Genomic DNA, 24707 nt, shown 5'->3' on the forward strand with positions numbered 1-24707 from the left:
GCGCGTACACACCCCGCACCTGCTGCGCGACCTGACCGCCGTCAGGGACGGCCGTCCCGCCCCGCGCGCGGGTGCCGGGACGTTGGCGGTGCCGGCGCCCGCCCCGCACGCGCGGGCGCCGGGTGTTTATCCCCTCCCCCGCGGGTTACGCGCCAGAGTGGCGGCTCCCCGGACGCCCGCTTCCCGGCCCCCCGCGCCGTGTCGGCTTCCGGGAGCCCCACGACTGTCACAGACTGTGACGAGTCCCTGGCGCGGTGCGCCCGGCGGGCCGCGTGGACGGCGGCGCGCGGGACACCGACCCACACACGAGGAAGGGCACTGCCGGTGGAGGCCACGATCACACTGCACGTCGACGGGGAGAAACGCGAACTCACCGTCGACACACGCACCACCCTGCTGGACGCGCTGCGCGACCGGCTGGGCGTCACCTCGCCCAAGAAGGGCTGCGACCACGGCCAGTGCGGGGCCTGCACGGTCCTGCTGGAGGGCCGCCGCGTCGTGTCCTGCCTGACCTTCGCGGTCGCGCACGACGGCGCCAGCGTCACCACCGCCGCCGGACTCGCCGGGGAGGGGCGGCTGCACCCCGTCGCCCGCGCCTTCGTCGAGAACGACGGCTTCCAGTGCGGCTACTGCACGCCCGGCCAGGTCTGCTCGGCCGTGGGCATGCTGGAGGAGGCCGACGCCGACTGGCCCAGCCACGTCACCGAGGACATCCAAGCGCCGGTCAGCCTCGACGACGACGAGATCCGCGAGCGCATGAGCGGCAACCTGTGCCGCTGCGGCGCCTACGTCAACATCGTCGCCGCGATCCGGGAGGCCGCACGGTGAAACCCTTCCACTACACCCGCCCCGCCGGGGCCGCCGAGGCCGTCACCGCGGTCGCGGGCGACCCCGGGGCCTCCTACATCGGCGGGGGCACCAACCTGGTCGACCACATGAAGCTCGGCATCGCCGAGCCCACCTCCCTCGTGGACGTGCGCGACCTGCTCAGCCACCGGATCGAGGAACTGCCCGACGGCGGCCTGCGCGTGGGCGCCGCCGTGCCCAACAGCGACCTGGCCGCCCACCCCGGCGTCCGCCGCGCCTACCCCGTGCTCTCCCAGGCCCTGCTGGCGGGCGCCTCCGGCCAGCTGCGCAACGCCGCCACCACGGGCGGCAACCTCCTCCAGCGCACCCGGTGCGTGTACTTCCAGAACACCGCCATGCCCTGCAACAAGCGCGAACCCGGCACGGGCTGCTCGGCGATCGAGGGCTACGGCCGCTACAACGCCGTCCTGGGCGCCTCCGAGCACTGCGTGGCCACCCACCCCTCCGACATGGCGGTCGCCCTGACCGCCCTGGGCGCCCGGGTCCACGTGCTGGGCCCCGCCGGGGAGCGCACCGTGGACATGCCCGGCCTGCACCGCCTCCCGGGGGACCAACCCCGACGCGACACCGTCCTGGAACACGGCGACCTCATCACCGCCGTCGATCTGCCCCACCTGCCCCTGGCCGCCCGCTCGGCCTACCGCAAGGTCCGCGACCGCGCCTCCTACGCCTTCGCCCTGGTGTCGGTGGCCGCGGCGCTGCGCGTGGTGGACGGCACCGTCGAGGACGTGCGCGTGGCCTTCGGCGGCCTGGCGCACGCGCCCTGGCGCGCCAGCCGCGCCGAGGAGGCGCTGCGCGGGGGACCGGCCACCGAGGAGGCCTTCCGCGAGGCCGCCCGGGCCGAACTCGCCGACGCCGCCACCGGTCCGGACAACGCCTTCAAGGTCCCCATGGCCGTCAACACCCTGGCCGCGACCCTGCGCGGCCTGACCGCCGAGGAGGCACGATGACCGGGACGCTGGACGCGCGGGCCATGGGCCAGCCGCTGACCCGCCTGGAGGGCGCCGACAAGGTCACCGGACGGGCGCCCTACGCCTACGAGCACCCGCTCACCGACCCCCTGTACCTGCACCCGGTGCTGTCCACCGTCGCGCGCGGGCGCGTCACCGCGGTCGACGCCTCCGCCGCCGAGGCCCTGGCCGGGGTGCGCGCCGTCCTGACCCCGGACAACGCCGAACGCCTCGCCGACACCGAGGACCGCGAGTTCGCGGTGCTCCAGTCCCACGAGGTGTCCTTCCACGGCCAGTTCGTCGCCGCGGTCGTGGCCGACACCCCCGAGACCGCCCGCCAGGCGGCCGGACTCGTGGAGGTGGACTACGAGCGCTCCGCGCACGACGTGGTGCTCACCGCCGACCACCGGGACCTCTACCGGCCCGTGGGCGAGGACGACGAGGGCCCCGCCTCCGACACCGAACAGGGCGACCCCGACGCGGCCCTGGCCGCCGCCGAGGTCGTGGTCGACCAGACCTACAGCACGCCCACCGAGCACAACAACCCCATGGAGCCGCACACCACCACGGCCCTGTGGGAGGAGGCCACCGGCGACCTCACCCTCTACGACTCCACCCAGGGCGTGCACGTGGTCCGCGCGTCCGTGGCCGGGGTGTTCGGGCTCGACCCCGAACGGGTCCGGGTGGTCGCGCCCCACGTGGGCGGCGGCTTCGGCTCCAAGGGGGAGGCGCACGCGCACGACGTCCTGGCCGCGATGGCCGCCCGCGCCCTGCCCGGGCGGCCGGTCAAGTTCGCGCTGACCCGCCAGCAGATGTTCTGCCTGGTGGGCTACCGCACGCCCACCATCCAGCGGGTGCGCCTGGGCGCCGACCGCGACGGGCGCCTGTCCGCGGTCGTCCACGACTCCGTGGAGCAGACCGCCAGGATCAAGGAGTTCACCGAGAACAGCGCGATGTGCTCGCGGTGGATGTACGCCGCGCCCCACCGCCGCACCACCCACCGGATCGCGCCCCTGGACGTGCCGGTCAACTTTTGGATGCGCGCCCCCGGCGAGGCGCCGGGGATGTACGCGGCCGAGGCCGCCATGGACGAACTCGCCCAGGCCTGCGGCGTCGACCCCATCGAGCTGCGCGTGCGCAACGAGCCCGAGACCGACCCCCAGAGCGGTTCCCCGTGGTCGGACCGGCGCCTGGTGCGGTGCCTGCGCGAGGGCGCCGAGCGCTTCGGCTGGCACGGGCGCGACCCCCGGCCCGGGGTCCGCCGGGAGGGGGACTGGCTGGTGGGCACCGGCGTGGCCTCGGCGAGCTACCCGCACCTGTTCAACCCCGGTTCGGTGGCCCACGTCCGCTACGGCCGGGACGGCCGTTACGAGGTGTCCATCGGCGCGGTGGACATCGGCACCGGGGCCTGGACCGCGCTCACCCAGATCGCCGCCGACGCGCTGGGCCTGCCCGCCTCCGACATCCGGCTGCGCATCGGCGACACCGCCTTCCCGTCGGCGTCGGTCGCGGGCGGCTCCAGCGGGACCAGCTCCTGGGGGACGGCCGTCGTGGCCGCCGCCCGGGCCTTCCGCGACCGGCACGGGGACTCCCCGGCCCCGGGCGCGGAGGCCAGCGCCAGCGGGGCGGAGGACACCGTGGACGAGTCCTACTCGGTCTACTCCTTCGGGGCGCACTTCGCCGAGGCGCGGGTGAACGCGGACACGGGCGAGGTCCGGGTGCCGCGCATGTACGGCCTGTTCTCCATCGGCCGGGTGGTCAACCCGCGCACGGCGCGCTCGCAGTTCCTCGGCGGGATGGTCATGGGCCTGTCGATGGCGCTGCACGAGGAGAGCTTCCGGGACCCGCGGTACGGCCACATCGCCAACGGCGACTTCGCCGAGTACCACGTCCCCACCAACGCCGACGTGGGCGACCTGCGGGCGGAGTGGCTGGACGAGGAGGACCCCCGCGCCACCCCCATGGGGTCCCGGGGCGCGGGCGAGATCGGCATCGTCGGGTCCGCCGCGGCGGTGGCCAACGCCGTCCACCACGCCACGGGAATCAGGGTGCGGGACCTGCCGGTCACGGCGGACAAGCTCCTGCGGTGACGGCCGGTCGTGGTGCGCCCGCGCGGGCGCACCACGACCGGCCGCGCCCCGGCGGGGCCGCCAGGGGGGAGGCGCGTCTCACCGGGGTGGTCCGTCCGCGCTGTCCTCCCACGGCGGGCGGGCGCGACGGGTAGCGGACCACACGGCGGGCGCGGAACGCTACGGCAGGAGCGGCCCCGGCCGGGGAGCGGGCAGCGGCGAGGGGCGCACGCCGGTGTCCACACCGGGCGACCACAGCACCGACACCGGTTCGGGGTCGTCCACGCGCACACCCGCCCTCCGGAGCAGGTCGCCCTCGTAGGCCCAGTCGTGCGCGTGGAACAGCGGCCAGCGCGGGTGGGCCACCCGGATCCACCACGTGCGCCCCGCGCGCCGGGTGTGCAGGCCCCAGCGGGCGGTCACGAAGCGTTCCAGCGGTGACTCGTGCTCCACCGGCCCGCCCACGGTCGCCCGCCACCGCCCCCGGGCCCCGCCGGGCGGGAGGCGGCGGCGCACCGCGCCCGCGCGCACGCCGCCGCCCGCGTACAGGGACACGTCCGACCACATGTACGGCACGCCCACCAGGGCTCGGGCGGCCAGGACGTTGTGCGCGGAGCTGGCGTCCATGGACAGGAAGACCACGCCCCGGCGGCCGTACCCGTCCACCGAGTACAGGCGCACGTTGACCTCGCCGAACCCGCCCACGGGGATTCCGGCGGCCGTGGTGAAGGGCACGCGGAAGGCCACGAGCCCGACGTAGGTGGTCCCGTCCAGGACGTCGGGCCGGATGCGCTCGGGCAGCAGCGGCGCCACGCGTTCGGGAGGGACGGCCCAGTGCGCGAAGAGGACGTCGTACCAGCCCTGGTACAGCGGCGCGGACCCCGGCAGGGGCGGAGGATCCGGGTCCAGGGGCGGCAGCCGCCGCCGGTCCGCGCGCGCTGGCTCGTCCCGCACCGGGCCTCCCGCTCCGCAGGGGCGCCGACCGCGCCCGTGTCGTGGCAGAGCCTACGCCCGCCCCGCGTGGAGCGGGACGGGCGTGGCGGTTCCGGTTATTCGAGGGTGTCCTTGAGCTTGTCCACGAAGCCCTCGCCCTTGGTGGCCTTGGACGGGCCCTTGACCGAGCCCTCGCCGCTGGGACCGCCGTCGGTCCCGTACAGCGCGGGGTCCGGGGGCGGCGCGGAGGCCGGGCCGCCGAGCGGCTGGGGCTGGTCGAGGTAGCGCAGCTCGTGGCGGCCGTCCGGCGCGGGCCGGTGCGACCAGCCGCCGTTGGCGGCCGCCGTGCCGTCCGACAGGCCCCAGATCGTGTTGGCGTGCTCCTGGTTCTCCTCGTCGAAGAGCGCGTTGGGCGCGATCTCGCCCTCCATGCCGTCCTCCTGGAGTTCCTCGATCGCGGCCAGCCACATGTTCTGGTGGACGGTGTCGCGTGCCAGGTTGAACTGGAGCATGGCCTTGACGCCGGGGTCGTCGGTCATGTTGTACAGGCGCGCGGTCTGGAGCCTGCCCTGGGCCTCGGCCGCGGCGTTGGCGCGGAAGTCGGCCAGCAGGTTGCCGCTGGCCACGATGTACTTGCCGTTCCAGGGGGTGCCGCCGGAGTCGGCCGGTACGGCGCCGCCACCGGCGACGATGGCCTGCTGCGGGTTCATCCCGCCCACGACCGCGGCCACGGCCGGGTCCTTGACGGCCTTGGCCACGGTGGTGGCCGGGGCGCCCTCCAGCAGACGCGCCACCATCGTGGCGAGCATCTCGACGTGGCCGATCTCCTCGGTGGCCACGTCCATGATCAGGTCCTTGTACTTGCCCTCGACGCGGCAGTTCCATCCCTGGAACAGGTACTGCATGGTGACGGTCATCTCGCCGTAGGCGCCGCCGATGAGCTCCTGGAGCTTGGCCGCGTAGAGCGCGTCGGGGGCCTCGGGCTTGGCCTCGAACTGAAGGTGCTTGGTGTGCCGGAACATGTCCACCTCGTCACTGGGGGATGTGGCCGTCGCACTGCGTGCTTCCGACTCCGGCTACCCGGGGCCTCCGGCCGGTAACGGTGATTGGAGGGGATTTGGCCTTTCCGTGTATCCGCGCCTGCTCTCCGCGGCCGTCCGCGGCCGTCCGACCGGCGCCCCTTCCGGCGGCGGCTCGCCCGCGCCCGCCCGGGTTTGCCGTACAGGGAGGGGGTAGATGCCGGTCCGGAAAGCACAGCAGAAGAAAGAGGTGGGCATGCTGGAGGCGTTATCTCCCCCCTGGCCGTTGGGTTGGAGCGTCGCGGTCTTCGTCCTGGTCGCCGTGGTGACCGTGGTGGCCAGTGTTCGGATGACCTCCCTCGGCGACGTCCTGGCCGACCGCACCGGCTGGGGAGAGGCGGTCTTCGGCGCGGTCTTCTTCGGACTGGCCACGTCCCTGTCGGGGATCGTGATGACCGCGGTCAGCGCGGTCGGGGACCAGCCCGGACTGGCCTACAGCAACGCGGTCGGGGGCATCGCCGCGCAGACGCTGGCGCTGGCGGTGGCCGACTTCTTCTACCGGCGCGCCAACCTGGAGCACGCCGCCGCCTCCTCGGCGAACCTGCTCTTCTGCTGTCTGCTCATCGGCCTGCTGTCCGTGGTCGTGCTCACCGCGCTGGGCCCGGACGTGACGCTCCTGGGGGTGCACCCGGCCTCGGTCGGGATGATCGCCTTCTACGCGGGCGGGCTCTGGCTGATCAGGCAGGAGAACGAGCAGCCCATGTGGCAGGCCGTGCGCACCCGGGAGACCGTGGTGGACGTCCCCGACGATGACGGCACCGACGAGGAGGACGGCACCGGCACGGGCGTGCTGTGGGTGCGCTTCCTCGTGGTGGGCGCCGTGGTGGCCGTGGGCGGGTGGGCGCTCGCCGAGGCGGCGGGCGTGATCGTGGAGTCCACCGGGCTCAGCGCGGGACTGGTCGGCGCGGTGGCCATGGGCGCGGTGAACGCCATCCCCGAGACGGTCGCGGCGGTCGCCGCGGTCAGGCGGGGCGCGATGACCCTGGCGGTGTCCGCCATCATCGGCGGCAACAGCCTGGACGCGCTCAACGTGGCCGTGGGCGACGTCTTCTACCGCGGGGGTTCGCTGTACCACGCCGCCAGCGCCGACGAACTCTTCCTCAGCGTCGGCGCGCTGCTGATGACCGTGGTCCTGCTCGCCGGGCTCATCATCCGCCAGACGAAGGGCTGGGGCCGGATCGGCTTCGAGGGCGTGCTGCTGATCGTGCTCTACCTGGGAATCCTCGGCGTGCTCACGTTCTGACTCCGTCCGCGCCCCCCTGCGCGGGCTCCGGGCTCCGCTCTGAGCGGGGTCTTCCCCGAGGCGGGACCCCTGTCTGGAGGGGGCGGCTCCCGCGAGGCGGGGCGCGGTGCCCCCAGCGGATCCGCTCCCCCCGCGCGGGCCGCGGGCCTCCCCCTTCAGCCCACCCGGTGCAGCCGGACCCCGTCCAGGCGTCCGTCCTCGGCCACCAGCGTCATGTACGTGTGGTGGGGCTGCCTGCGCCGGTCGGTGGGGGAACCCGGGTTGAGCAGGCGCGGACCGGAGGGGGCCGTGGTGTCCCAGGGGATGTGGGAGTGCCCGAACACCAGCACGTCGCAGTCGGGGAAGCGCTCCTGGCAGCGCTTCTCGCGCCCGCGCGCGTCGCCGGTCTCGTGCACGACCGCGAAGCGCACCCCGCCGAGCGTGGCGCGGGCGACCTCGGGCAGCCGCTCGCGCAGGTCGGCGCCGTCGTTGTTGCCGTGGACGCCGACCAGGAGTTCGGCCCGCGCGTCGAGGCGTTCCAGGCTGGCCAGGTCGCACCAGTCCCCGGCGTGGACCACCGCGTCGGCCCGGTCGACCTCGCGCCACACCTGGTCGGGCAGGTCGCGGGCGCGGCGCGGGATGTGGGTGTCGGACACGATCAGTACGCGCATGCGCGCAAGCGTAGGCGACGCGGGCGTCGTCCGCGCGTCCGCGCGCGGGTCACTCGTCGGCGCCGAGGGAGTTGTACCCCTCGGCCCGCTCCTGGCCCGACAGCGCGTGGATGGAGTCCATGATCCGGTCGGTGATCTCCCGGCGCGCCTTGCCCGGGGCGAGGTGGTCGTAGCCGGTGGAGAAGTCCAGCGGTTCGCCGAAGCGGATGCTGTAGGGGCGCGGGCGCGGCATGGAGGCGCCGACCGGCTGCACGTCCTGGGTGCCCGCCACAGCCACCGGCACGACCGGGGCCTTGGACTCCATCGCCAGCAGGGCCACGCCGGTGCGGCCCCGGTACAGGCGCCCGTCCCGGGAGCGGGTGCCCTCGGGGTAGATCACGCAGGCCTCGCCCTCGTTCAGGCGCTCCAGCATCATCTCCAGGGACAGCATGGCCCCGCGCGCGTCGCGGCGCTGCACCGGCATGGCGCCCAGCGAGGAGAACACGGTCTTGGTCACGCGCCCCTTGATGCCGGTCCCCTCGAAGTAGTCGGACTTGGCCAGGAAGCGCACCCGGCGCTGGGTGACCGACAGCGGGATGATCACGCTGTCGATGAAGGACAGGTGGTTGCTGGCCAGCAGGACCGCTCCGTCGGCGGGGACGTTCTCACGGCCCTCGACGGTCGGACGGCACAGGGTACGGGCGAGTACCGATACCGTCTGCCGCAAAGCACCGTAGAACACGTGTTCTCCCTCACCAATGGTCGGATGACGGAGTCCAATGTAAGGCCGACCCGTGGGTAACAACGGGTCGGCCACGAGGAGAGTGTTCCAGGTCACCACGCCGGGAGGGCGGGCGGAACAGGCCCGTGACGTGCGGGTTCCCGCGGGTTCAGTCGGCGCGGCGCCACTCGGCGTTGGCCCCGCACACCACCAGGCACGGCCGCTCGCCGGGGACGCGCCCCGCCAGCCAGGCGGCGAAGGGCACGGCCGCGGCCGGTTCGGTGGCGATGCGGAACTCCTCCCAGAGCCGGTCCTGGGCGCGCAGGATCTCGGCGTCGCTCACCAGGGCCCGGGTCACCGGGTGGGCGCTCAGCACCTCGAAGGGGACCCGCCCCAGGGTGGCCGCGCCCAGCGCGGAGGAGGCCACCGAGTCCACGGGGGTCTGCACGGGGTGCCCGGCGGCCATCGCGGCGTGCATGCTCGCGCAGCCCTCGGGTTCGGCGCCCACGACCTCGCGCCCCTCCGCGCCCAGGCGCACCCCGGCCACCAGCCCGCCGCCGCCCACCGCGACGACGATGGTGTCGCACTCGGGCGCGTCGGCGGCGATCTCCAGCCCGATCGTGCCCTGGCCGGCCACGACGAGGGCGTCGTCGAAGGCGTGCAGGTAGCGCACGCCCTCGGCCTCGGCGCGGGTGCGGGCCGCCTCGGCGGCCACCGCGTAGTGCTCTCCCACCCTGACGACCTCGGCGCCGGTGGCGGTCAGCGGCGCCGCCTTGGCCTCGGGGATCGACTCGGGGACGTAGACCGTCGCGCGCACGCCCAGCAGGCGGGCCGCGGTGGCCACCCCCAGGCCGTGGTTGCCGCCGGAGGCGGTGATCACCCGGTCGGTGGCCTCCCCGCCCAGCAGGGCGTTGAGGGCGCCGCGCAGCTTGAACGCTCCGGTGCGCTGGAGGTGCTCCAGCTTGAGCGTCAGCGGACGCCCGTCCACCTCGGCGTGCATGACCGGGGTGCGGCGGGCATAGGGGGCGATGCGTTCGGCGGCGGCACGGACGTCGGTGGCCGTGGGCGCGGCGTGCGCGGTCGTGGTGCTCATACAGCCCACTGTGCCCCTACCGGCCATTAACTTAAAGTTGGGTCTGCTAAAGATCGTTAAGCGAAACTTTGTACCTGGCTTTGTGTGGAAGGAGGGCCGCCGTGCTGGACGCCAACCGGGTGCGGGTGCTCGTGGAGATCGCGCACGCGGGCTCGATCGCCGCGGCCGCCGAGCGCCTGTCCTTCACCCCGCCCGCCCTGTCCCAGCAGCTCACCAAACTGGAGCGCGAGGTCGGCTGCACCCTGGTCGAACGCGGCCGCACCGGGGCCACCCTCACCGAGGCGGGCCGGGTCCTGCTCGAACACGGCGAACGGGTGCTGGGGGAGCTGCGCGACGCCGAGGCCGCCGTGCGCGCCGTGGCGGGCGAGCCCCCCGACCGCCTGTCCCTGGGGGCCTTCGCCAGCGCGGGCAAGGTCCTGCTGCCCGCCACCCTGGCCGCCTTCGGGCGCCAGCACCCCCAGGTGAGGCTGTCGCTGTCCGACATCGAGCCCCCCGGCGGGTACGGCCTGGTCGCCTCCGGTGACCTGGACCTGCTCCTGACCCACCGCTACCCGGGCGTGCCCCTGCCGCGCTCCGGGGGCCTGCACCGCGAACGCGTCCTGGTGGACCCGCTGCTGGCGGTCGTGCCCGAGGGCCACGCCCTGGCCGACCGCGACGTGGCGCTGGCCGACCTGGCGGGTGAGGAGTGGATCTGCGGGGCCCCGGGCATCTACAACCGGATCAGCCTGGACACCGCCGCCGCTGCCGCCGGGGTGCGCCTGACCGTGGCCTACGAGACCCGCGACTACGAGGTGGCCCTGGCCCTGGTCGAGGCCGGGGTGGGGGTGGCACTGGTCCCGTTGAGCATCCTGCGCTCGGACCGCCGGGGCGGCTGGGTCAGCCGTCCGCTGCGCGGCACCCGCCTGGCCCGCGAGATCTACGCCGTGCACCGGCGCCGCCCGCCCGAGCCGGTCCCGGCGATGGTCGGACTCCTGCGCGGCGTCGCCTCCCGGGCGCTGGGCGGAGCAGGGGAGACGGGCGGGCCGGACGCGGGCGGGGCCCGTGGCGTCGGGGGCGCGGCCGGGACGGGCTCCGGCGGCTCTGGCATGGGCGGGGGAACGGGAGGCGGGGGTTCCGGCGGGTCTCACAGCGGCGGGGAACCCGGCGGGCTGGGCGCGTTCCAGCGGTAGAGCAGTGCCAGCAGCCGCACGGCGAAGCACAGCACCGCCCCCACCACGGCGATCCAGCCCCAGGTCAGGCCCGCCCAGTACGCGACGGCGACCAGGCCCGCGCCCAGCAGGGCGGGGACGGCGTACAGGCGGGAGTTGGCGCTCAGCACGGTCGGCACCCGGTTCAGCAGGACGTCGCGGATGGTGCCGCCGCCCACCCCGGTGACGACGCCGAGCAGGGTGGCCTGGAGGGGCCCGAAACCCAGCTCCAGGGCCTTGGTCGCCCCGATCACCGCGAACAGGCTCAGCCCTGCCGCGTCGAAGACGAGGATGGGCCGGTTCAGGTGGGTGAGCTGCCTGCTGAGGAAGAACGCGGCGGTCGCGCCGAGCAGCGCCGTGCAGATGTAGCGCCAGTCCTGGAAGGTCGCCGGGGTCACGCCGAGCAGCAGGTCGCGGATGACGCCGCCGCCCAGGGCGGTCACCACGCCCAGGGCCAGGACGCCGACGATGTCCAGGCGCGCGGTGCGGATGCCGGTCAGCGCCCCGTCGACGGCGAAGGCGAGGATGCCGACGAGGTCCAGGGCGAGGATCAGGGTCTGCGTGGACATGCGCGTGCGCCGGGGACGGCGGTTCCTTTCGGACGGGGCGGCGGCAGGGATGCCGATCGGCCATTCCACCACGTCCGGGACGCATGTGCCGCGCGTGGGTGCTGTGACGCGCCGCACCGGGCCGTTCCGCCGCCTCGGGCGGCCCGGACTGCGGCGCGCGCGGCCGCGACCGGGGCACCGTCCCTCCCGGCCCGGATCCGGCCGCGCGAACCCGGAGGATGACGGCGTGTCGGGACTTCCCCGGGGCACGGGCAGGCGACACCATCGGGGGTGACCGGGACCCGGGCGGAACGAGGACACATGCAACACATGGACGCGATCGTCATCGGAATGGGGCCGGGCGGTGAGACCGTCGCGAGTCGGCTGCTCGCCGCAGGCAAGCGCGTGGCGGTGGTCGAGCGCGAACTCATCGGCGGCGAGTGCGGCTACTGGGCCTGCATCCCCACCAAGGTGCTGCTGCGCCCGCCGGAGGTGCGCCAGGAGGCCGACGGCGCCGCCGGTGTCTCCCGCCCGGACCTGCGCTGGCCCGAACTGCGCGACTACCGGGACCAGATGATCCGCCACCTGGACGACTCCGCGCAGGTCCAGGGGTACCGGGACCAGGGAGCCCTGGTGCTGCGCGGCGAGGGGCGCGTCACCGGCCGCGACCCGTGGCGGGTGGCGGTGGGCGACACCGAACTCACCGCCGACCACGTCGTCGTGGCCACCGGTTCGGAGGCGGTGCGCCCGCCGATCGAGGGGCTGGACGACCTGGACCCCTCCGTGGTGTGGACCAACCGGGAGGCCACCACCCTCACCGACGTCCCCGGCCGGGCCGTCGTGGTCGGCGGCAGCGCCGTGGGGGTGGAGCTGGGCCAGTTCCTGGCCCGGATGGGCACGCGGGTCACCCTGGTCCAGCGCGGCCCGCGCCTGGTGGACCGCGAGGAACCCCGTCTGTGCGAGCTGATCAGCGACCAGTTCGACCGCGACGGCGTCACCGTGCACCTGAACACCCAGGTCTCCGCGGTGGCCCGGGACGGGGACGGGGTCCGCGCGTCCCTGGACAACGGCGAGCACGTGGAGGCGGACGTGATCGTGCTCGCCACCGGCCGCCGCCCCCGCGGCGGCGGCCTGGGACTGGAGGAGGTCGGGGTGGAGCTGGACCGCGCCAGCCTGCGCGTGGACGAGCGCTGCCGAGCCGCGCCGGGGCTGTGGGGGGTCGGCGACGCCACCGGCCGGGCCCTGTTCACGCACGTGGCCAAGTACCAGGGGCGCGTGGTCGCCGACAACATCCTGGGCAAGGGCCGGGCCGCCGACTACACCGGCGTGCCGCGCGTGATCTTCTCCTACCCCGAGATCGCCGGGGTGGGGCTCACCGAGGCCCAGGCGCGGGAACAGGGGATCGACACGGCCACCGCCGAGGCCGACCTGCCCCAGACCCTGGCCCGGCCCTGGACCTACGACACCGACCCGCGCGGCACCCTGGGCCTGGTCGCCGACCGCCGCCGCGGGGTGCTGGTGGGCGCGTGGGCGTTCTCCCCGATGGCCTCGGAGTGGATCCACACCGCGGCGCTGGCGATCCGCACCGGCCTGCCGGTCGCGGCGCTGCTGGACTCGATCCCGCAGTTCCCCACGTACAACGAGGCCTACCTCATCGCCCTGGAGAACCTGAAGATCTGAGACGGCGGTAGCGGCGCACCCGCCAGCGGTACCGGCGCGTACGGCGGCGGTACCGCTGCGTCCGGCGGAGAAGGTCAGGCCCTCCCCGCCAGGGCGGCCTCCTCCTCGGCCTCCACACCGCGGTTCCACTCGGCCTTGCTCGACTGCCAGCCGTCCTCGTCGCGGCCCAGGCGCCAGTAGCCCGACACCGACAGCTGCTCCTTGGGCAGGCCGTGCTCGACGCGCAGCAGGCGGCGCAGGTCGCGGACGAAGGCGGCCTCGCCGTGCACGAACGCGTGGACACGGCCCGCGGGGAAGTCGAGGGCGCGCACGGCGGGGACCAGGACCGAGCCCACGGCCTCGTCCCCCCGGTGCAGCCAGTGCACGCGGACGTTCGGGCCGCCCTCCAGCTTCAGCTCGTCCTCGGGGCCGCCGACCTCGACGAACACGTGGGCGGTGGCGTCCGGGGCCAGCGCCTCCACGGCGGTGGCGATGGCGGGCAGGGCGCTCTCGTCCCCGGCCAGCAGGTGCCAGTCGGCCCCGGGGTCGGGGGAGTAGGCGCCGCCGGGGCCCATCAGGCGCAGCCGGTCGCCCGGCCTGGCGCCCGCCGCCCACACCCCGGCCAGTCCGGTGCCGCCGTGGTGGACGAAGTCGAGGGTGAGCCGCCGGGCTTCGACATCCCAGTCGCGCACGGTGTAGGTGCGGGTGACCGGCCACTCCTCGCGGGGGCGCTCGGCGCGCACGCGCTCCAGGTCGAAGGGCTCGGGGTCGCCGGGCGCGGGCGGCGGGAAGAGCAGCTTGACGTAGCTGTCGGTGTGCCCGTCGGTGGAGAACGCGTCCAGGCCCTCCCCGCCCAGGACGACCCTGACCATGTGCGGGGTGATCTGCTCGACCGCCTCGACCCTTCCGGTGTGGACGGTCCTGGCCCGTCCCTGCCGCTGTGCCACGGCGCCCTCTTTCTTCCGGGGTGAGTTAGGTAAACCTAAGTAGGACTTACCGTAAGGCACAGTGACGCACCAGGGCAAAACCTGAGCCCCGGCGGCATCGGAACCGGGGCCGGAAGCGGACTTCCGGGAGTCCTCCGCGGTGGCCCGTGGGGACGGCTTGTGCGTCCCCTCCGCCGGGGTGCGCCTGGTTCGCTCCTTTCCAAGCGCCACACCAGGGGGCCGGTGCCAGGACCCGCCTCCGGGGCCGTCAACGGACCCGCTCCCGTGGAGGAACGGGCGCCCGCCTCGGGACGCCCCTGCCCGGCCACCGCCCTCAGGCGGCGTCGGGGCGGTCCTTCCCGGGGGCGCGGCCGACCACGGTGAACGCCGCGTGCAGCCGCCGGTCGTCCTCCGGCGCCCCCGCCCGCAGGGCCGCCAGCCAGGCCGCCGCGCCCGCCGTGCACCCGGCCGTGGCGACCTCAGCCCCCGACGCGCACAGCGCCAGCTTGCGGGTGAGCGCCGAGCGCACGGGCTCGGACCGCGAGAGCACCCCGCCCGCCAGCACCACCGGCAGCCTCTCCCCGGGCGAGCGCACCTGGTGCACCGAGTGCGCCAGGTGTCCCGCGGCGGCCTCCACGATCACCTCGGCCGCCGGATCGCCCTGCGCGTGGGCCTCGCTGACCAGGGGCGCCAGCGCGGCCAGCGTGACCGGGGCGGCCGTGGTCAGGACCCTGGCGAAGTTGCGGGCGTGCTCCTCGGGCAGGTGGTCCTCCCCCCGCGAGGGGCGCTGGCCCGGGATGACCTGCTTGGCCACCGCGCGCGCCAGCGGACTCAGCTCCCCACCCCGGGACAGCTGCCGCGCCGTCTCCCGGGCCGCCTGGTGCCCGATCCAGAACCCCGATCCCTCGTCGCCGATGAGCCACCCCATGCCGTCCGCCGAACGGGTCCGCCTGCGCTCCTCGACCCGGGTGGCGATCGCCCCGGTCCCCGCGATCAGCACCGTGCCGTCGGGCCCCGGGGTGCCCGAGGCGAAGGCCACCTCGTCGTCGCCGGTGAACGCCGTGTTCTCCGGCGCCAGTCCCGCCCCGGCCAGGGCCCGCTCCAGGCACGCGCGCACCTCGTCGTCGCGCAGCGCGGACACCCCCGCCAGGCCGACCACGCCGAAGGCCACGGCCCCGCGCGCCCGCGGCCCGGCCGCGTCGAGTGCTCCCGCCACCGCCTCGGCCAGCCGCTCGGCGGCCCGGTCCGCGCCGTGGGAGTTGGGGTTGGCGCCTTCGGCCCGGGCCTCGCCCAGCCGCTCTCCGGAGAGGGTGGCCACCAGCGCCCGGGTGGCGGTGCCCCCGGCGTCCACCCCCAGGACGAGTCTGCGCCGGTCGCCCGGCTGGTCGGATCGGGCCCGGGAAGAAGAAGAGGAGATCGTACGCGTCACAGGGGAGAGGTGCCCCGTGGCACCGCGTGTTACTCGTCCCGGCGGCCCGGTCCGCGCCGCGGACGCGGAGGAGGCGGTCCGCCGCAGCGGTCGGGCCCGGGGGAGCAGGCGTCCGCGCCGGGCACGCGCGGGAGGTGCGCGGCGCCGGGAAACCCACTGGCGCGTTCCCCGTGGCGGCTGAGAGGGTCGGTGCCATGACAGGCGCGCCACAGCACGACCCGAACGACCCCTCCCGCCGCGACGACGCCCCCGCGTGGACCGTGCGCGAGGGCACGGAGAAGGACCACCCCGAGGCCGTCAGGGTCTTCTGCGAGGCCCTCAACCTCCCCGCCCGGGAGATCCTGGACAACGAACGCGACCACCCCACCACCGAGCACGACCGCACCCTGCTCGCCGTGGACGGCGACCGCGTCGTCGGCACCGCCCTGTCCCACGGCTTCGAGATGACCATGCCCGGCGGGCCCCGCCGCGTCGCGGGCGTGAGCGGCGTGGGCGTGTGGCCCACGTACCGCCGCCGCGGCGTGCTCAGCGCGCTCATGCGCCGCCAGCTCGCCGAGGTCCGGGACCGGGACGAGAACCTCGCCGCGCTGTGGGCCTCCGAGGGCGGAATCTACGCCCGCTTCGGCTACGGCCTGGCCTTCCGCGAGACCAACGCGACCCTCCAGCGCGCCCACGCCCGCCTGCGCCCCGACGCGCCCCGCGACCCCTCCCTCACCCTCGAACTGGCCGAACCCGCCGAGGTCCGCCAGGAACTGGAGCGGGTGTACCGCGAGGCGCTGCCCCAGCGCGTGGGCCAGCTCGCCCGCAGCGCCCACTGGTGGAGCCTGATGCTCCAGGACAAGGAGGCCGACGGCTCCGGGCGGCTGCGCGCGGCCCTGGTGCGCGGCCCCGACGGGCCCCGCGGGTACGCGCTGTACCGCATCGTCAACCGCTGGGAGGACGGTCTTCCCTCGGCGCGGGTGGTGGTGCGCGAGCTGGCCTCCGTCTCCATCACCGCCCGGGTCGCCCTCTACGAACACCTCCTGGACCGCGACCTGACCAGCGAGGCGGTCTTCGAGAAACTGCCCGGGGACGACCCCCTCACCGTCCTGCTGGCCGACCCCCGGCGCCTGGTCCGGCGGGACTTCGACGCCCTGTGGGTGCGCCTGGTGGACCTGCCCGGCGCCCTGTCCGACCGCCCCTACGCCGCCCCGGTGGACACGGTGCTGGAGGTCGCCGACCGGTACGCCCCCTGGAACACCGGGCGCTGGCGCCTGGAGGCGGACACCGGCGGCGCCCGCGTGAGCCCGACCGACGCCGCCCCCGACCTCGGCCTGGACGCCTCCCACCTGGGCGCGGCCTACCTGGGCGGACGCGCGCTGAGCGCCTTCGCGGACGCGGGTCTGCTCACCGAGCACGTCCCCGGCGCGGCGGCCCGCCTGGACACCGCCCTGTACGCGCCGCGCGCGCCCTTCTGCGGTACCGACTTCTGAGGACCCGGCCCCGCGTACCGGCCCCGCGTACCGGTCACGGTGCGCGGGGCACGCGGTCCCGTACGTCCGCCATCGCGCGGGCAACGGTCGGCTCCATACGGCGGATACCCCCCGGGACCCCCAGTGGCACCAGACACCCCCGGGGGCTTTCAGCGGGCACCAGGTACCCCCGTGCCCCCAGGGACCCCAGTGCGGCACCAGGCCCCCCGGGAGCACCGGGACCCCCTGGTAGCATGACGGCCATGGAGCTCATCGAGGTCGACAGACTCTAGCCGCCGAACCGCCGGTGGCCTTCACCCGCGAGGGCGCGTACCGCGCCCCGGTGAACGACCTCGACCTCGTCGGGGGCGGTCCTTGCGCGTACGCCCCGCGGCGTCGCTGACCCGCTCCCTGATCTGGTCCCTTCCGGCACGTTCGTGACGCCGACCACCCATCGCGCCCCCGTGCGCGTGGTGACGTCCGCCCCGCCTTCGGGAGCGGAGACGATCGGCACCCCGTCCGCGTGCGCGCGGCGACGGCCAAGGAGCCGTCGACGCGTTGACGACTCCCGTCTCGTCCGCGTGCGCACGGCGACGCCGATCCGCCCGCCTCCTCGGCCCGCCACGGGTCGAACACGCACCCGCCCGGCACCGTCCCGTCGGCGTTCGCGTGTTCGCCCGCCATCGACCCCGCCCCGAGGCCCGACCACGGAGTCGCCCGCCGCCGGGGACAAGGAGAGCTCCACGCATGTCCACCAAGTCCGCCGTCACACTCACCGACCTCACCTTCGCCTGGCCGGACGGCACGGTCGCGATCGACCACGTGAGCGGCACCCTCACGACCGGGCGCACCGGGCTCGTCGGCCGCAACGGCGCGGGCAAGTCCACCCTGCTGCGCCTGATCGCCGGTCACCTGCGCCCCACCTCCGGACGCGTCGACGCGGTCGGCGACGTCGGCTACCTCCCGCAGACCCTGACCCTGGGCACGGAGGCGACGGTCGCCGAACTGCTCGGCATCGACGCCACCCTCGCCGCGCTCCGCGCGATCGAGGCGGGCGACGCCGACGAACGCCACTTCGACGCGGTCGGCGACGACTGGGACATCGAGGCGCGCGCCGACGAGGCCCTGCACGAGATCGGGTTCACCGCCGCCGACCTCGACCGCCGCGTCGCGCAGGTCTCCGGCGGTGAGGCGGTACTCATCGCCGTCACCGGCATGCGCCTGAGGCGCACCCCGATCACCCTGCTCGACGAGCCCACCAACAACCTCGACCGGCCCACGCGGGCCAGGCTCGCCGCGTTCGTCGACACCTGGCCCGGCACCCTCGTCGTCGTCAGCCACGACCTCGAACTGCTCGAACACATGGACAGCACCGCCGAACTCCACGCCGGGAGCCTCGACGTGTTCGGCGGCCCCTACAGCGCCTGGAAGGAGCACCTCGAACAGGAGCAGGCCGCCGCCGTCCAGGCGGCCCGGTCCGCGCAGCAGGCCCTCAAGGTCGAGAAGCGCCAGCGCGTGGAGGCCGAGACCAAGCTCGCCCGCCGCGAGCGCACGGCCAGGAAGACGCAGAAGGACGGTGGCATCCCCAAGATCCTCGCGGGCAACCGGGCCAGCAAGGCGCAGGCCTCGGCCGGGGCGATGCGCTCGACCCTCGACGACAAGGTCCAGGCCGCGCAGGCCGCGGTCGACGCCGCCGACGCGCGCGTACGCGAGGACGAGCACATCCGCCTCACGCTGCCCGATCCGGACGTGCCGCGCGGCCGCCGCCTGGCGGAGTTCCATGCCGAGGGGCGCACCGTCGTCGTCCAGGGGCCCGAACGCGTCGCCCTGGTCGGCCCCAACGGCGCAGGGAAGTCGACCCTGCTCCAACAGCTCATCCACGGCGGCGATCCGGTTCCGGGCCGCGCGCACGGCACGCTCCTCACCGACCGCGTGGGGTACCTGCCCCAGCGCCTGGACGGCCTGGACGACGCCGCGAGCGCGCTGGAGAACGTGCGGGCGGTCGCCCCCGGCACGCCGCCGGGCGAGGTCCGCAACCAGCTCGCCCGCCTGCTGCTGCGCGGGGACGGTGTGGACCGCCCCGTCGCCACGCTCTCCGGCGGCGAGCGGTTCCGCGTCTGCCTCGCCACGCTGCTCCTGGCGGAGCCGCCCGCGCAGCTGCTCGTCCTGGACGAGCCGACGAACAACCTCGACACCTCCAGCGTCGAGCAGCTCGCCGAGGCCCTCGACGCCTACCGCGGCGCGCTCCTGGTCGTCAGCCACGACCACGGGTTCCTGCGCAGGATCGGGATCGACACCGTCCTGGAGATCGACCGGGAGGGCGGCCTGCGCCAGCGCGCCGAACTGGGGGACTGACTCCCGCCGGTGCCCGCCGGTGAGGGGACCGGCGGGCACCGGCGGCGCTCCGGCCGTCTCCGCTGCGGACTACCCGTCGTCGCGGGTCCACCGCCCCATGGCGGGCCACTCCCTGTCGGGATCGTGCACGGGGGTGAACCCGCACCGGAGGAAGAACTCCACCCTGCCCTCGGCGCCCTCGCCCTCCTCGGGCAGCAGGAACACCCACTCGACCCCGGCCGCGCGGGCCCGGTCCACGAACCCCTCCAGCAGGCCCCTGCCGACCCCGCGCCGTCTCCACCCCGGGTCCACCACCACCGCCAGCACGTACCCGTGCGGCGGCGCGACCGGGCTCCCCGGCCCCTCGTAGACGCCGTCCAGCACACCCTCCACCCACCCCACCACCGCGCCGTCCGCGTCCGCGACGAGCACCACCATGTCCTCGGGCAGTAGCGAGGACGGGTAGCCCTTCTTGTCGAGGTGCGGCGCGGCGCGACCGATCAGGGCGGCGACACCCGGGCCGTCCCCGGGACGAGCGGAACGCAAAATCATGCCAGCACCGTAGCCCCCGGCCGCGATCGGCCACCAGTACGCACACCGGAGCTTCGGGCATCCGCCCGGACGTGACCGCTCCCGCCCCGCGCCGAAAAGGGGTGGCACGCCTCCCGGTGGAGTCCGTACGTTGTGGCTCTGGCCCTCCGGGCCCCGCGCCCGCGTGGCCGGGGCGTGCCGCCTGGGCCCCGTGTCCGGAACGTGCAAGTATCACCCTGAATATCCAGTATCGCCCTGAACATGAAATGGCCCCCGGGCTCGTCTCGCCTACGCCGCGATACGCCGATCCCCGGTTCGAAGAGTGGAGGACCGCACACTTGACTTCCTCCCCCTCCTGAGGGGAGGGGGATTCCGATACGCGCTGACGCGCGCATGGGCTTTACGGCCCGACCCTCGCAGGCCCGGTTTCCTGCTTCGTAGCCGACCGCGGAAGGGAGGCCCCTTGCCGTCTGACATCAGCTCCGCAGGCATCACCCAAGACCGCGTCTTGGGCTGCGACTCGACCAGCCGCAAGGGTGTTCTTGGCCGCGTTGACGTCCCGATCATGTCGGGTGCGGCAGGCAGGACACGCCCAAAACCGGGTGCCCAACGAAAGCGTGGCCAGCAGGTACCCGCACTCCGAACAGGTCTTGGAGGAGGGAAACCACCGGTCCGCCACGACCACGGTGCGTCCCGCACGCGCGGCCTTGTACTCCAACTGGCGGCGAAACTCGCCCAGCCCAGCGTCCAACACCGCCCGGTTGAGCCCGGCCTTTTGCCGTACCCGCCTGCCCGGGACCTGGACGGTACCGCGTGCGGAGGAAGTCATCCCTCGCACGTTGAGGTCCTCGATCGCGATCACATCGTGCTCGCGCACCAAACGCGTGGTGGTCTTGTGCAGGAAGTCCTGGCGGGCGTGGCGGACCTTGCGGTGCGCCGCAGCGACCTTGGCCCTGGCCTTGCGCCGGTTGGCCGACCCGAGCTGCTTGCGGGCCATCCGCCGCTGGTACCGGGCCAGATTCTTGGCTTTGCGTTCCAGGTGGCGGGGGTTGGCGATCTTCTCACCCGTGGACAGGGTGGCGAAGTCCTTCACCCCCAGGTCGACACCGACCTCGGAGGCGGCCTCAGGCGGGGGCGCGGGATCGTCGATGTCCACGGCGAAAGTCACATACCAGCGCCCGTCCGCCTCACGGGAGACGATGACCGTCGTGGGGTTGAGCGTGGACAGGTCGACGTCGTCGAACGACCACGCCAGGCGCAGGGGTGCGGTCTGCTTGGCCAGCGTCAGGTGCCCGTCACGCATCCGAAACGCCGACCGGGTGTAGTGGGCCGACTGTTTGGAGTCGCGGGACTTGAACCGGGGGTACTTGGCTCGACCCGCGAAGAAGTTCGCGAACGCGGTGTGCTGGTGGCGCAGCGTCTGCTGCAGGGGGACCGAGGACACCTCGGACAAAAATCCCAACTCCTGGGTTTTCTTCCACCCGGTGAGCGCGGCGTCGGTGGCCTTGTAGGAGGTCTTCTCGCCGCGCTGGTGGTAGGCGGTGTGGCGGTCGGCGAGGGTTGTGTTCCACACCAGGCGCACGCATCCGAACGTGCGGCCCAGTTGGGCCGCTTGTTCGGGGTCCGGGTAGGCCCGGCATTTGTACGCCGTCCGCATGCACGCAAGGTTACAGGAGGTAACTCTATGAGTAAGCCATGTTCCAGATTCCTCCCCGGTGTGAACGCCGGGGCATCCTCCGGGAGGGTCTGGTGAACGCCGGAGGGGACGCCACCCCGACCGAATGGATCGTACGGGGAACCGACCGCGACGAGTACTCCGAGGTGATGCGCGTCGTCGGCGAGGCGCTGCTGTCCTCGGACCCGCCCGAGGACCGCGAACCCTTCCTGCGCCCCCTCCTGGACGCCGAGGGCTACGACCGCGTCCTGGTCGCCGTGGACGGGGACGAGATCGTGGGCGCGGTCAACGACTTCGCCTTCGAGATGGCCCTGCCCGGCGGCCCGCGCCCGGTGGCCGGGGTGACCGGCGTGGGCGTGTGGCCCACGTACCGCCGCCGCGGCGTGCTCAGCGCGCTCATGCGCCGCCAGCTCGCCGACATCCACGCGCGCGGGGAGCGCTACGCCGCTCTGTGGGCCTCCGAGGGCGCCATCTACGGCCGGTTCGGCTACGGCCCGGCGGTCACCGAGATGGAGACCGCCGTCCGCCAGCCCCACGCCCGCCTGCGCGCCGACGCGCCCCGCGACCCCGCTCTGCGGGTCCGCCTGGCCGACCCCGGGCAGGTGCGCCCGGACCTGGAACGGGTCCACCGCGAGGTCGCCGCCGTGCAGGTCGGCCAGTTCCAGCGCGCCGCCCACTGGTGGGACCGGGTCCTGCGCGACCAGGCCCAGTTCCGCGAAGGCCGCGGCCCGCTGCGGGCCGCGGTGGTCAGCGGCCCCGACGGGCCGCTGGGCTACGCGCTCTACCGCACCCGCAACAGGTGGGAGCGCGACGGCTCGCGCGGAGAGGTGTACGTCAAGGAGATCACCGCCACGACCCCGGCCGCCTGGACCGCCCTGTACGACCACCTGTTCAACCGCGACCTGGTCACCGAGATCACCTTCGACTTCCTGGCCGTGGACGACCCGCTGCGCCACCTGCTCGTGGACAGCGGCCGGGCGGCGCCCACGCTCTACACCTCCCTGTGGGTGCGGCTGGTGGACGTGTCCGGGGCCCTGTCCGAACGTTCCTACGCCGCGCCGGTGGAGGCGGTCCTTGAGGTCGCCGACCGGTTCGCCCCCTGGAACGCCGGACGCTGGCACGTCAAGGCCGACACCGGAGGCGCCCGCGTGGAGGCCACGGACGCGGCCCCCGACGTCAGCCTGGACGTGTCGCACCTGGGCGCCGCCCACCTGGGCCAGACCACCCTGGACGGCTACCTGCGCGCCGGCCTGATCACCGAGCACACCCCGGGAACGGTGGAGCGCCTGGACGCGGCCCTGCGCCGCTCCCGCGCGCCCTTCTGCGGTCTGATCTTCTGATCCCCGGGGTTCAGCGGTCCGGCCCCGCCCACCGGCGGGGCCGGTCCCGTGCCCTCAGCCCTTCAGCGCCTTGACCAGCCGGTCCACGTCGGACTCGTCGTTGTACAGGTGGAAGGCCGCGCGCATCCGCCCGTTGCGGGCCGCCGTGACGATCCCCGCCCCGGCCACCCGCTCCACCGCGCCCTCGGGCACCGGGACCGACACGATCGCCGACCCGGCGGGCTCCATGTCCATGGCCTCGCGGAAGCGGTCGCCCAGGGCGGCATCGTGCTCGCGGATGACCTCCACGCCCACCTCCTCCACCAGGGACAGGGTCTCCTCCAGCCCGACCCACGCCCCCCACACCGGCGCCAGGTCCAGGCGCCGCGCTCCCTCGGCCAGCCGCAGCGGGCCGCCGTAGAGCGACTTCCAGGGCTCGTGCGCCCCGTACCAGTTCGCGGCCAGCGGGGAGAGTTCGGCCAGCGCCTCCTCGGTCCCGGTGAGCAGGGCCGAACCGCGCGGGCCCAGCAGCCACTTGTACGCGGCGCACACCGTGTAGTCGATCCGGTCCACGGGCAGCGGCAGCCACCCGGCGGCCTGGGTGGTGTCCAGCAGCAGCCGCGCCCCGTGGTCGGCGCAGGCCGTGATCAGGTCCTCCACCGGGGCGATCGCGCCGTCAGCGGACTGCACGGCCGAGACGGCCACCAGGTCGGTGTCCGGGCCCACCCGCGACGCCAGGTCGGCCAGGGGCACCTCGCGCACGCTGACCCCCGCGTCCGCCCTGGCCATGAAGGGGTGGACGACCGAGCTGAACTCGTCGGCCGCCGTCAGCACCCGCGCGCCCGGGGCCAGGCCGGCGGCGACCGTGCCCACGAACTGGGAGGCGTGGCTGCCGATGGCCACGCGGGCGGCGGGCACCCCGGTCAGGCGCGCGTAGGCGGAGCGGGCGCGCTCGATGCCCGCGTCCGCCTCGCCCGGCTGGAACCGGCCCGCGGCCACGTCGCGGTTGTGCTGCTCCAGGGCCCGCAGCGCCCGCCGGGGCGTCAGGCCGTGCGTGGCGGTGTTGAGGTAGGTGTTCTCGGCAGCGAACTCCTGCTGCGCGGCCCGCAGGCGGGCCCGTCCGGCTTCGTCCATGCCCCCGATGCTCACAGCGCGGCGGGGGCCGCTCAAGGTCCATTCCGGCCGCGAACGGACTGTCTTTGGCGGCGGGGGACCGCGCCGACGGGCACGGGGCGCTTGCTGTGTCCGACGGCGCCCGGAGCGGTCGGGGCGGACCGTGCGGCCCCTCTTCCAGCCCCCGGCGCCCTCAGATGCGGAACTTGGCCTCGGCCTCGGTGGAGCCCGCCATGAGCTTGTTGAGCAGGCGCACGAGTTCCTGGCGTTCGTCGGGTTCCAGGGCCTCGGCCCAGGCGCTCTCGCGCCGGTTGTGCGCCCGGAAACCGCCGAGGATCGCCCGGTACCCGGCCTCGGTGAGGCTGAGCTGGAGGGCGCGCCGGTCGTGGGCTGCGCGCTCGCGCACGATGAGCCCGTCCCGTTCGAGGGTGTTGAGCAGCGCGGACAGCGCGGCCCGGCTCATCCCCGAGATCTCGGCGGTGGTCTTGGCCTCCATGGGCCCGGCCAGCCACAGCGCGAAGATCACCCGGAACCCGGGCCAGGTGAGCCCGCGCGGGCGGTGCACGGACGACTCCAAGTCGTAGACGACCATGCTCGTCGCCCGGCTCAGGGTCAGGACCATCCGCATGGCGTCGGCGTTCACGGAGGGCAGTTCCTGCTCGGCCTTCCGCACCGCGTAGTCCACGAAGGACCAGAAGGTGAGTTCGGGGGCGGTGTCGTGGGTCACGTCGGTCAGCCTAGTGCCTGATCTCCCGCCGGGACCGGTCGCGGCCGGTCCCGCGCGTCCGTGCCGGTCGGGGAGCGCCCGCCTCCGCTCCCGGCACACGGCGGGCGGCCCGGCGCACGCGTCGGCACCGGTCGGAGCCGCCGCGCAGCTGAGTCCGCCCCGCCCGGGCCGCGCTCGCGAACCGCCAGGTGGGAGGTCGGCGGACACACCCGCCCCCGTCGTAT

Annotated in this window: 21 protein-coding genes; 9 read left to right on the plus strand and 12 right to left on the minus strand. The window is 74.6% G+C overall.

Translation table 11 applies throughout. The features are described from left to right. The first annotated feature begins 324 nt into the window (after positions 1-324). From EV372_RS23560 to EV372_RS23570, 3 genes are read left to right on the plus strand one after another with little or no spacing between them, the layout of a single operon-like run. The gene (locus EV372_RS23560) at positions 325-828 is read left to right on the plus strand and encodes a 2Fe-2S iron-sulfur cluster-binding protein (protein WP_130397816.1); all 504 of its coding nucleotides are present in this window, start codon (positions 325-327) and stop codon (positions 826-828) included. Next, entirely contained in the window at positions 825-1817 is a 993-nt protein-coding gene (locus EV372_RS23565; RefSeq protein ID WP_130397817.1) for an FAD binding domain-containing protein, read from the plus strand. Before EV372_RS23560 ends, EV372_RS23565 begins: the two co-directional genes overlap by 4 nt. Then, the gene (locus EV372_RS23570; RefSeq protein WP_130397818.1) at positions 1814-3907 is read left to right on the plus strand and encodes a xanthine dehydrogenase family protein molybdopterin-binding subunit; all 2094 of its coding nucleotides are present in this window, start codon (positions 1814-1816) and stop codon (positions 3905-3907) included. Before EV372_RS23565 ends, EV372_RS23570 begins: the two co-directional genes overlap by 4 nt. A 159-nt stretch (positions 3908-4066) precedes the next feature. Here EV372_RS23570 and EV372_RS23575 read toward each other — a convergent pair whose 3' ends face one another. Together EV372_RS23575 and EV372_RS23580 are read right to left on the minus strand one after the other, a co-directional pair. Beyond that, the gene (locus EV372_RS23575) at positions 4067-4840 is read right to left on the minus strand and encodes a YqjF family protein (protein ID WP_130397819.1); all 774 of its coding nucleotides are present in this window, start codon (positions 4838-4840) and stop codon (positions 4067-4069) included. A 95-nt stretch (positions 4841-4935) separates the two neighbouring features. Next, the gene (locus tag EV372_RS23580) at positions 4936-5841 is read right to left on the minus strand and encodes a manganese catalase (protein WP_013152883.1); all 906 of its coding nucleotides are present in this window, start codon (positions 5839-5841) and stop codon (positions 4936-4938) included. Positions 5842-6055: 214 nt separating this feature from the next. Between EV372_RS23580 and EV372_RS23585 the strand changes: the two genes are divergently transcribed. Then, positions 6056-7141, plus strand: a complete 1086-nt coding sequence (locus EV372_RS23585) for a sodium:calcium antiporter (protein ID WP_197044301.1) — start codon at positions 6056-6058, stop codon at positions 7139-7141. Positions 7142-7296: 155 nt separating this feature from the next. Here the strand turns inward: EV372_RS23585 and EV372_RS23590 are convergent, their stop codons facing one another. The 3 genes from EV372_RS23590 to EV372_RS23600 all read right to left on the minus strand — a co-directional run bounded on the left by EV372_RS23590 (position 7297) and on the right by EV372_RS23600 (position 9584). Beyond that, positions 7297-7791: a metallophosphoesterase family protein gene (locus EV372_RS23590; protein ID WP_130397820.1), complete on the minus strand. Its 495-nt coding sequence runs from the start codon at positions 7789-7791 to the stop codon at positions 7297-7299. A 49-nt stretch (positions 7792-7840) separates the two neighbouring features. Then, entirely contained in the window at positions 7841-8512 is a 672-nt protein-coding gene (locus EV372_RS23595) for a lysophospholipid acyltransferase family protein (RefSeq protein ID WP_130397821.1), read from the minus strand. Between the two features lie 148 nt (positions 8513-8660). After that, positions 8661-9584, minus strand: a complete 924-nt coding sequence (locus tag EV372_RS23600; protein WP_130397822.1) for a threonine/serine dehydratase — start codon at positions 9582-9584, stop codon at positions 8661-8663. Between the two features lie 101 nt (positions 9585-9685). On the opposite strand from EV372_RS23600, the gene EV372_RS23605 reads away from it, so the two are divergent. Further along, entirely contained in the window at positions 9686-10753 is a 1068-nt protein-coding gene (locus EV372_RS23605) for a LysR family transcriptional regulator (RefSeq protein ID WP_130397823.1), read from the plus strand. On the opposite strand, the gene EV372_RS23610 is transcribed toward EV372_RS23605, so the two are convergent. Then, positions 10708-11340 (minus strand): trimeric intracellular cation channel family protein, encoded by a 633-nt coding sequence (locus EV372_RS23610; RefSeq protein ID WP_013152889.1) that lies wholly within the window; start codon positions 11338-11340, stop codon positions 10708-10710. The genes EV372_RS23605 and EV372_RS23610 overlap by 46 nt on opposite strands. Before the next feature lie 300 nt (positions 11341-11640). Between EV372_RS23610 and EV372_RS23615 the strand changes: the two genes are divergently transcribed. Next, the gene (locus tag EV372_RS23615; protein ID WP_130397824.1) at positions 11641-12999 is read left to right on the plus strand and encodes a dihydrolipoyl dehydrogenase family protein; all 1359 of its coding nucleotides are present in this window, start codon (positions 11641-11643) and stop codon (positions 12997-12999) included. A gap of 74 nt (positions 13000-13073) precedes the next feature. On the opposite strand, the gene EV372_RS23620 is transcribed toward EV372_RS23615, so the two are convergent. Then, complete coding sequence (locus EV372_RS23620; protein ID WP_130397825.1) at positions 13074-13925, minus strand: siderophore-interacting protein; 852 nt, start codon at positions 13923-13925, stop codon at positions 13074-13076. A 313-nt stretch (positions 13926-14238) separates the two neighbouring features. Continuing rightward, a complete protein-coding gene (locus tag EV372_RS23625) occupies positions 14239-15255 on the minus strand; it encodes an N-acetylglucosamine kinase (protein WP_130399078.1) in 1017 nt (338 codons plus the stop codon). Between the two features lie 272 nt (positions 15256-15527). Between EV372_RS23625 and EV372_RS23630 the strand changes: the two genes are divergently transcribed. Continuing rightward, positions 15528-16805: a GNAT family N-acetyltransferase gene (locus EV372_RS23630; protein WP_130397826.1), complete on the plus strand. Its 1278-nt coding sequence runs from the start codon at positions 15528-15530 to the stop codon at positions 16803-16805. A 726-nt stretch (positions 16806-17531) separates the two neighbouring features. Next, the gene (locus EV372_RS23635) at positions 17532-19139 is read left to right on the plus strand and encodes an ABC-F family ATP-binding cassette domain-containing protein (protein ID WP_130397827.1); all 1608 of its coding nucleotides are present in this window, start codon (positions 17532-17534) and stop codon (positions 19137-19139) included. A 69-nt stretch (positions 19140-19208) separates the two neighbouring features. Here the strand turns inward: EV372_RS23635 and EV372_RS23640 are convergent, their stop codons facing one another. Together EV372_RS23640 and EV372_RS23645 are read right to left on the minus strand one after the other, a co-directional pair. Beyond that, complete coding sequence (locus EV372_RS23640) at positions 19209-19670, minus strand: GNAT family N-acetyltransferase (protein WP_130397828.1); 462 nt, start codon at positions 19668-19670, stop codon at positions 19209-19211. A gap of 379 nt (positions 19671-20049) precedes the next feature. After that, on the minus strand, positions 20050-21306 hold the full coding sequence (locus EV372_RS23645; protein ID WP_130397829.1) for an RNA-guided endonuclease InsQ/TnpB family protein: 1257 nt from the start codon (positions 21304-21306) through the stop codon (positions 20050-20052). A 92-nt stretch (positions 21307-21398) separates the two neighbouring features. Here EV372_RS23645 and EV372_RS23650 point away from each other — a divergent pair, with 92 nt between their 5' ends. Further along, positions 21399-22664 carry a GNAT family N-acetyltransferase gene (locus EV372_RS23650; RefSeq protein WP_130399079.1) on the plus strand — a complete coding sequence of 422 codons (1266 nt, stop codon included), beginning with the start codon at positions 21399-21401 and terminating at the stop codon, positions 22662-22664. A 54-nt stretch (positions 22665-22718) separates the two neighbouring features. Here EV372_RS23650 and EV372_RS23655 read toward each other — a convergent pair whose 3' ends face one another. Together EV372_RS23655 and EV372_RS23660 are read right to left on the minus strand one after the other, a co-directional pair. Next, positions 22719-23777, minus strand: a complete 1059-nt coding sequence (locus EV372_RS23655; RefSeq protein WP_130397830.1) for an aminotransferase class V-fold PLP-dependent enzyme — start codon at positions 23775-23777, stop codon at positions 22719-22721. Positions 23778-23949: 172 nt separating this feature from the next. Further along, positions 23950-24483: a MarR family winged helix-turn-helix transcriptional regulator gene (locus EV372_RS23660; RefSeq protein ID WP_019607486.1), complete on the minus strand. Its 534-nt coding sequence runs from the start codon at positions 24481-24483 to the stop codon at positions 23950-23952. Positions 24484-24707 lie beyond the last annotated feature (224 nt).

This window comes from Nocardiopsis sp. CNZ308 (assembly GCF_004217075.1).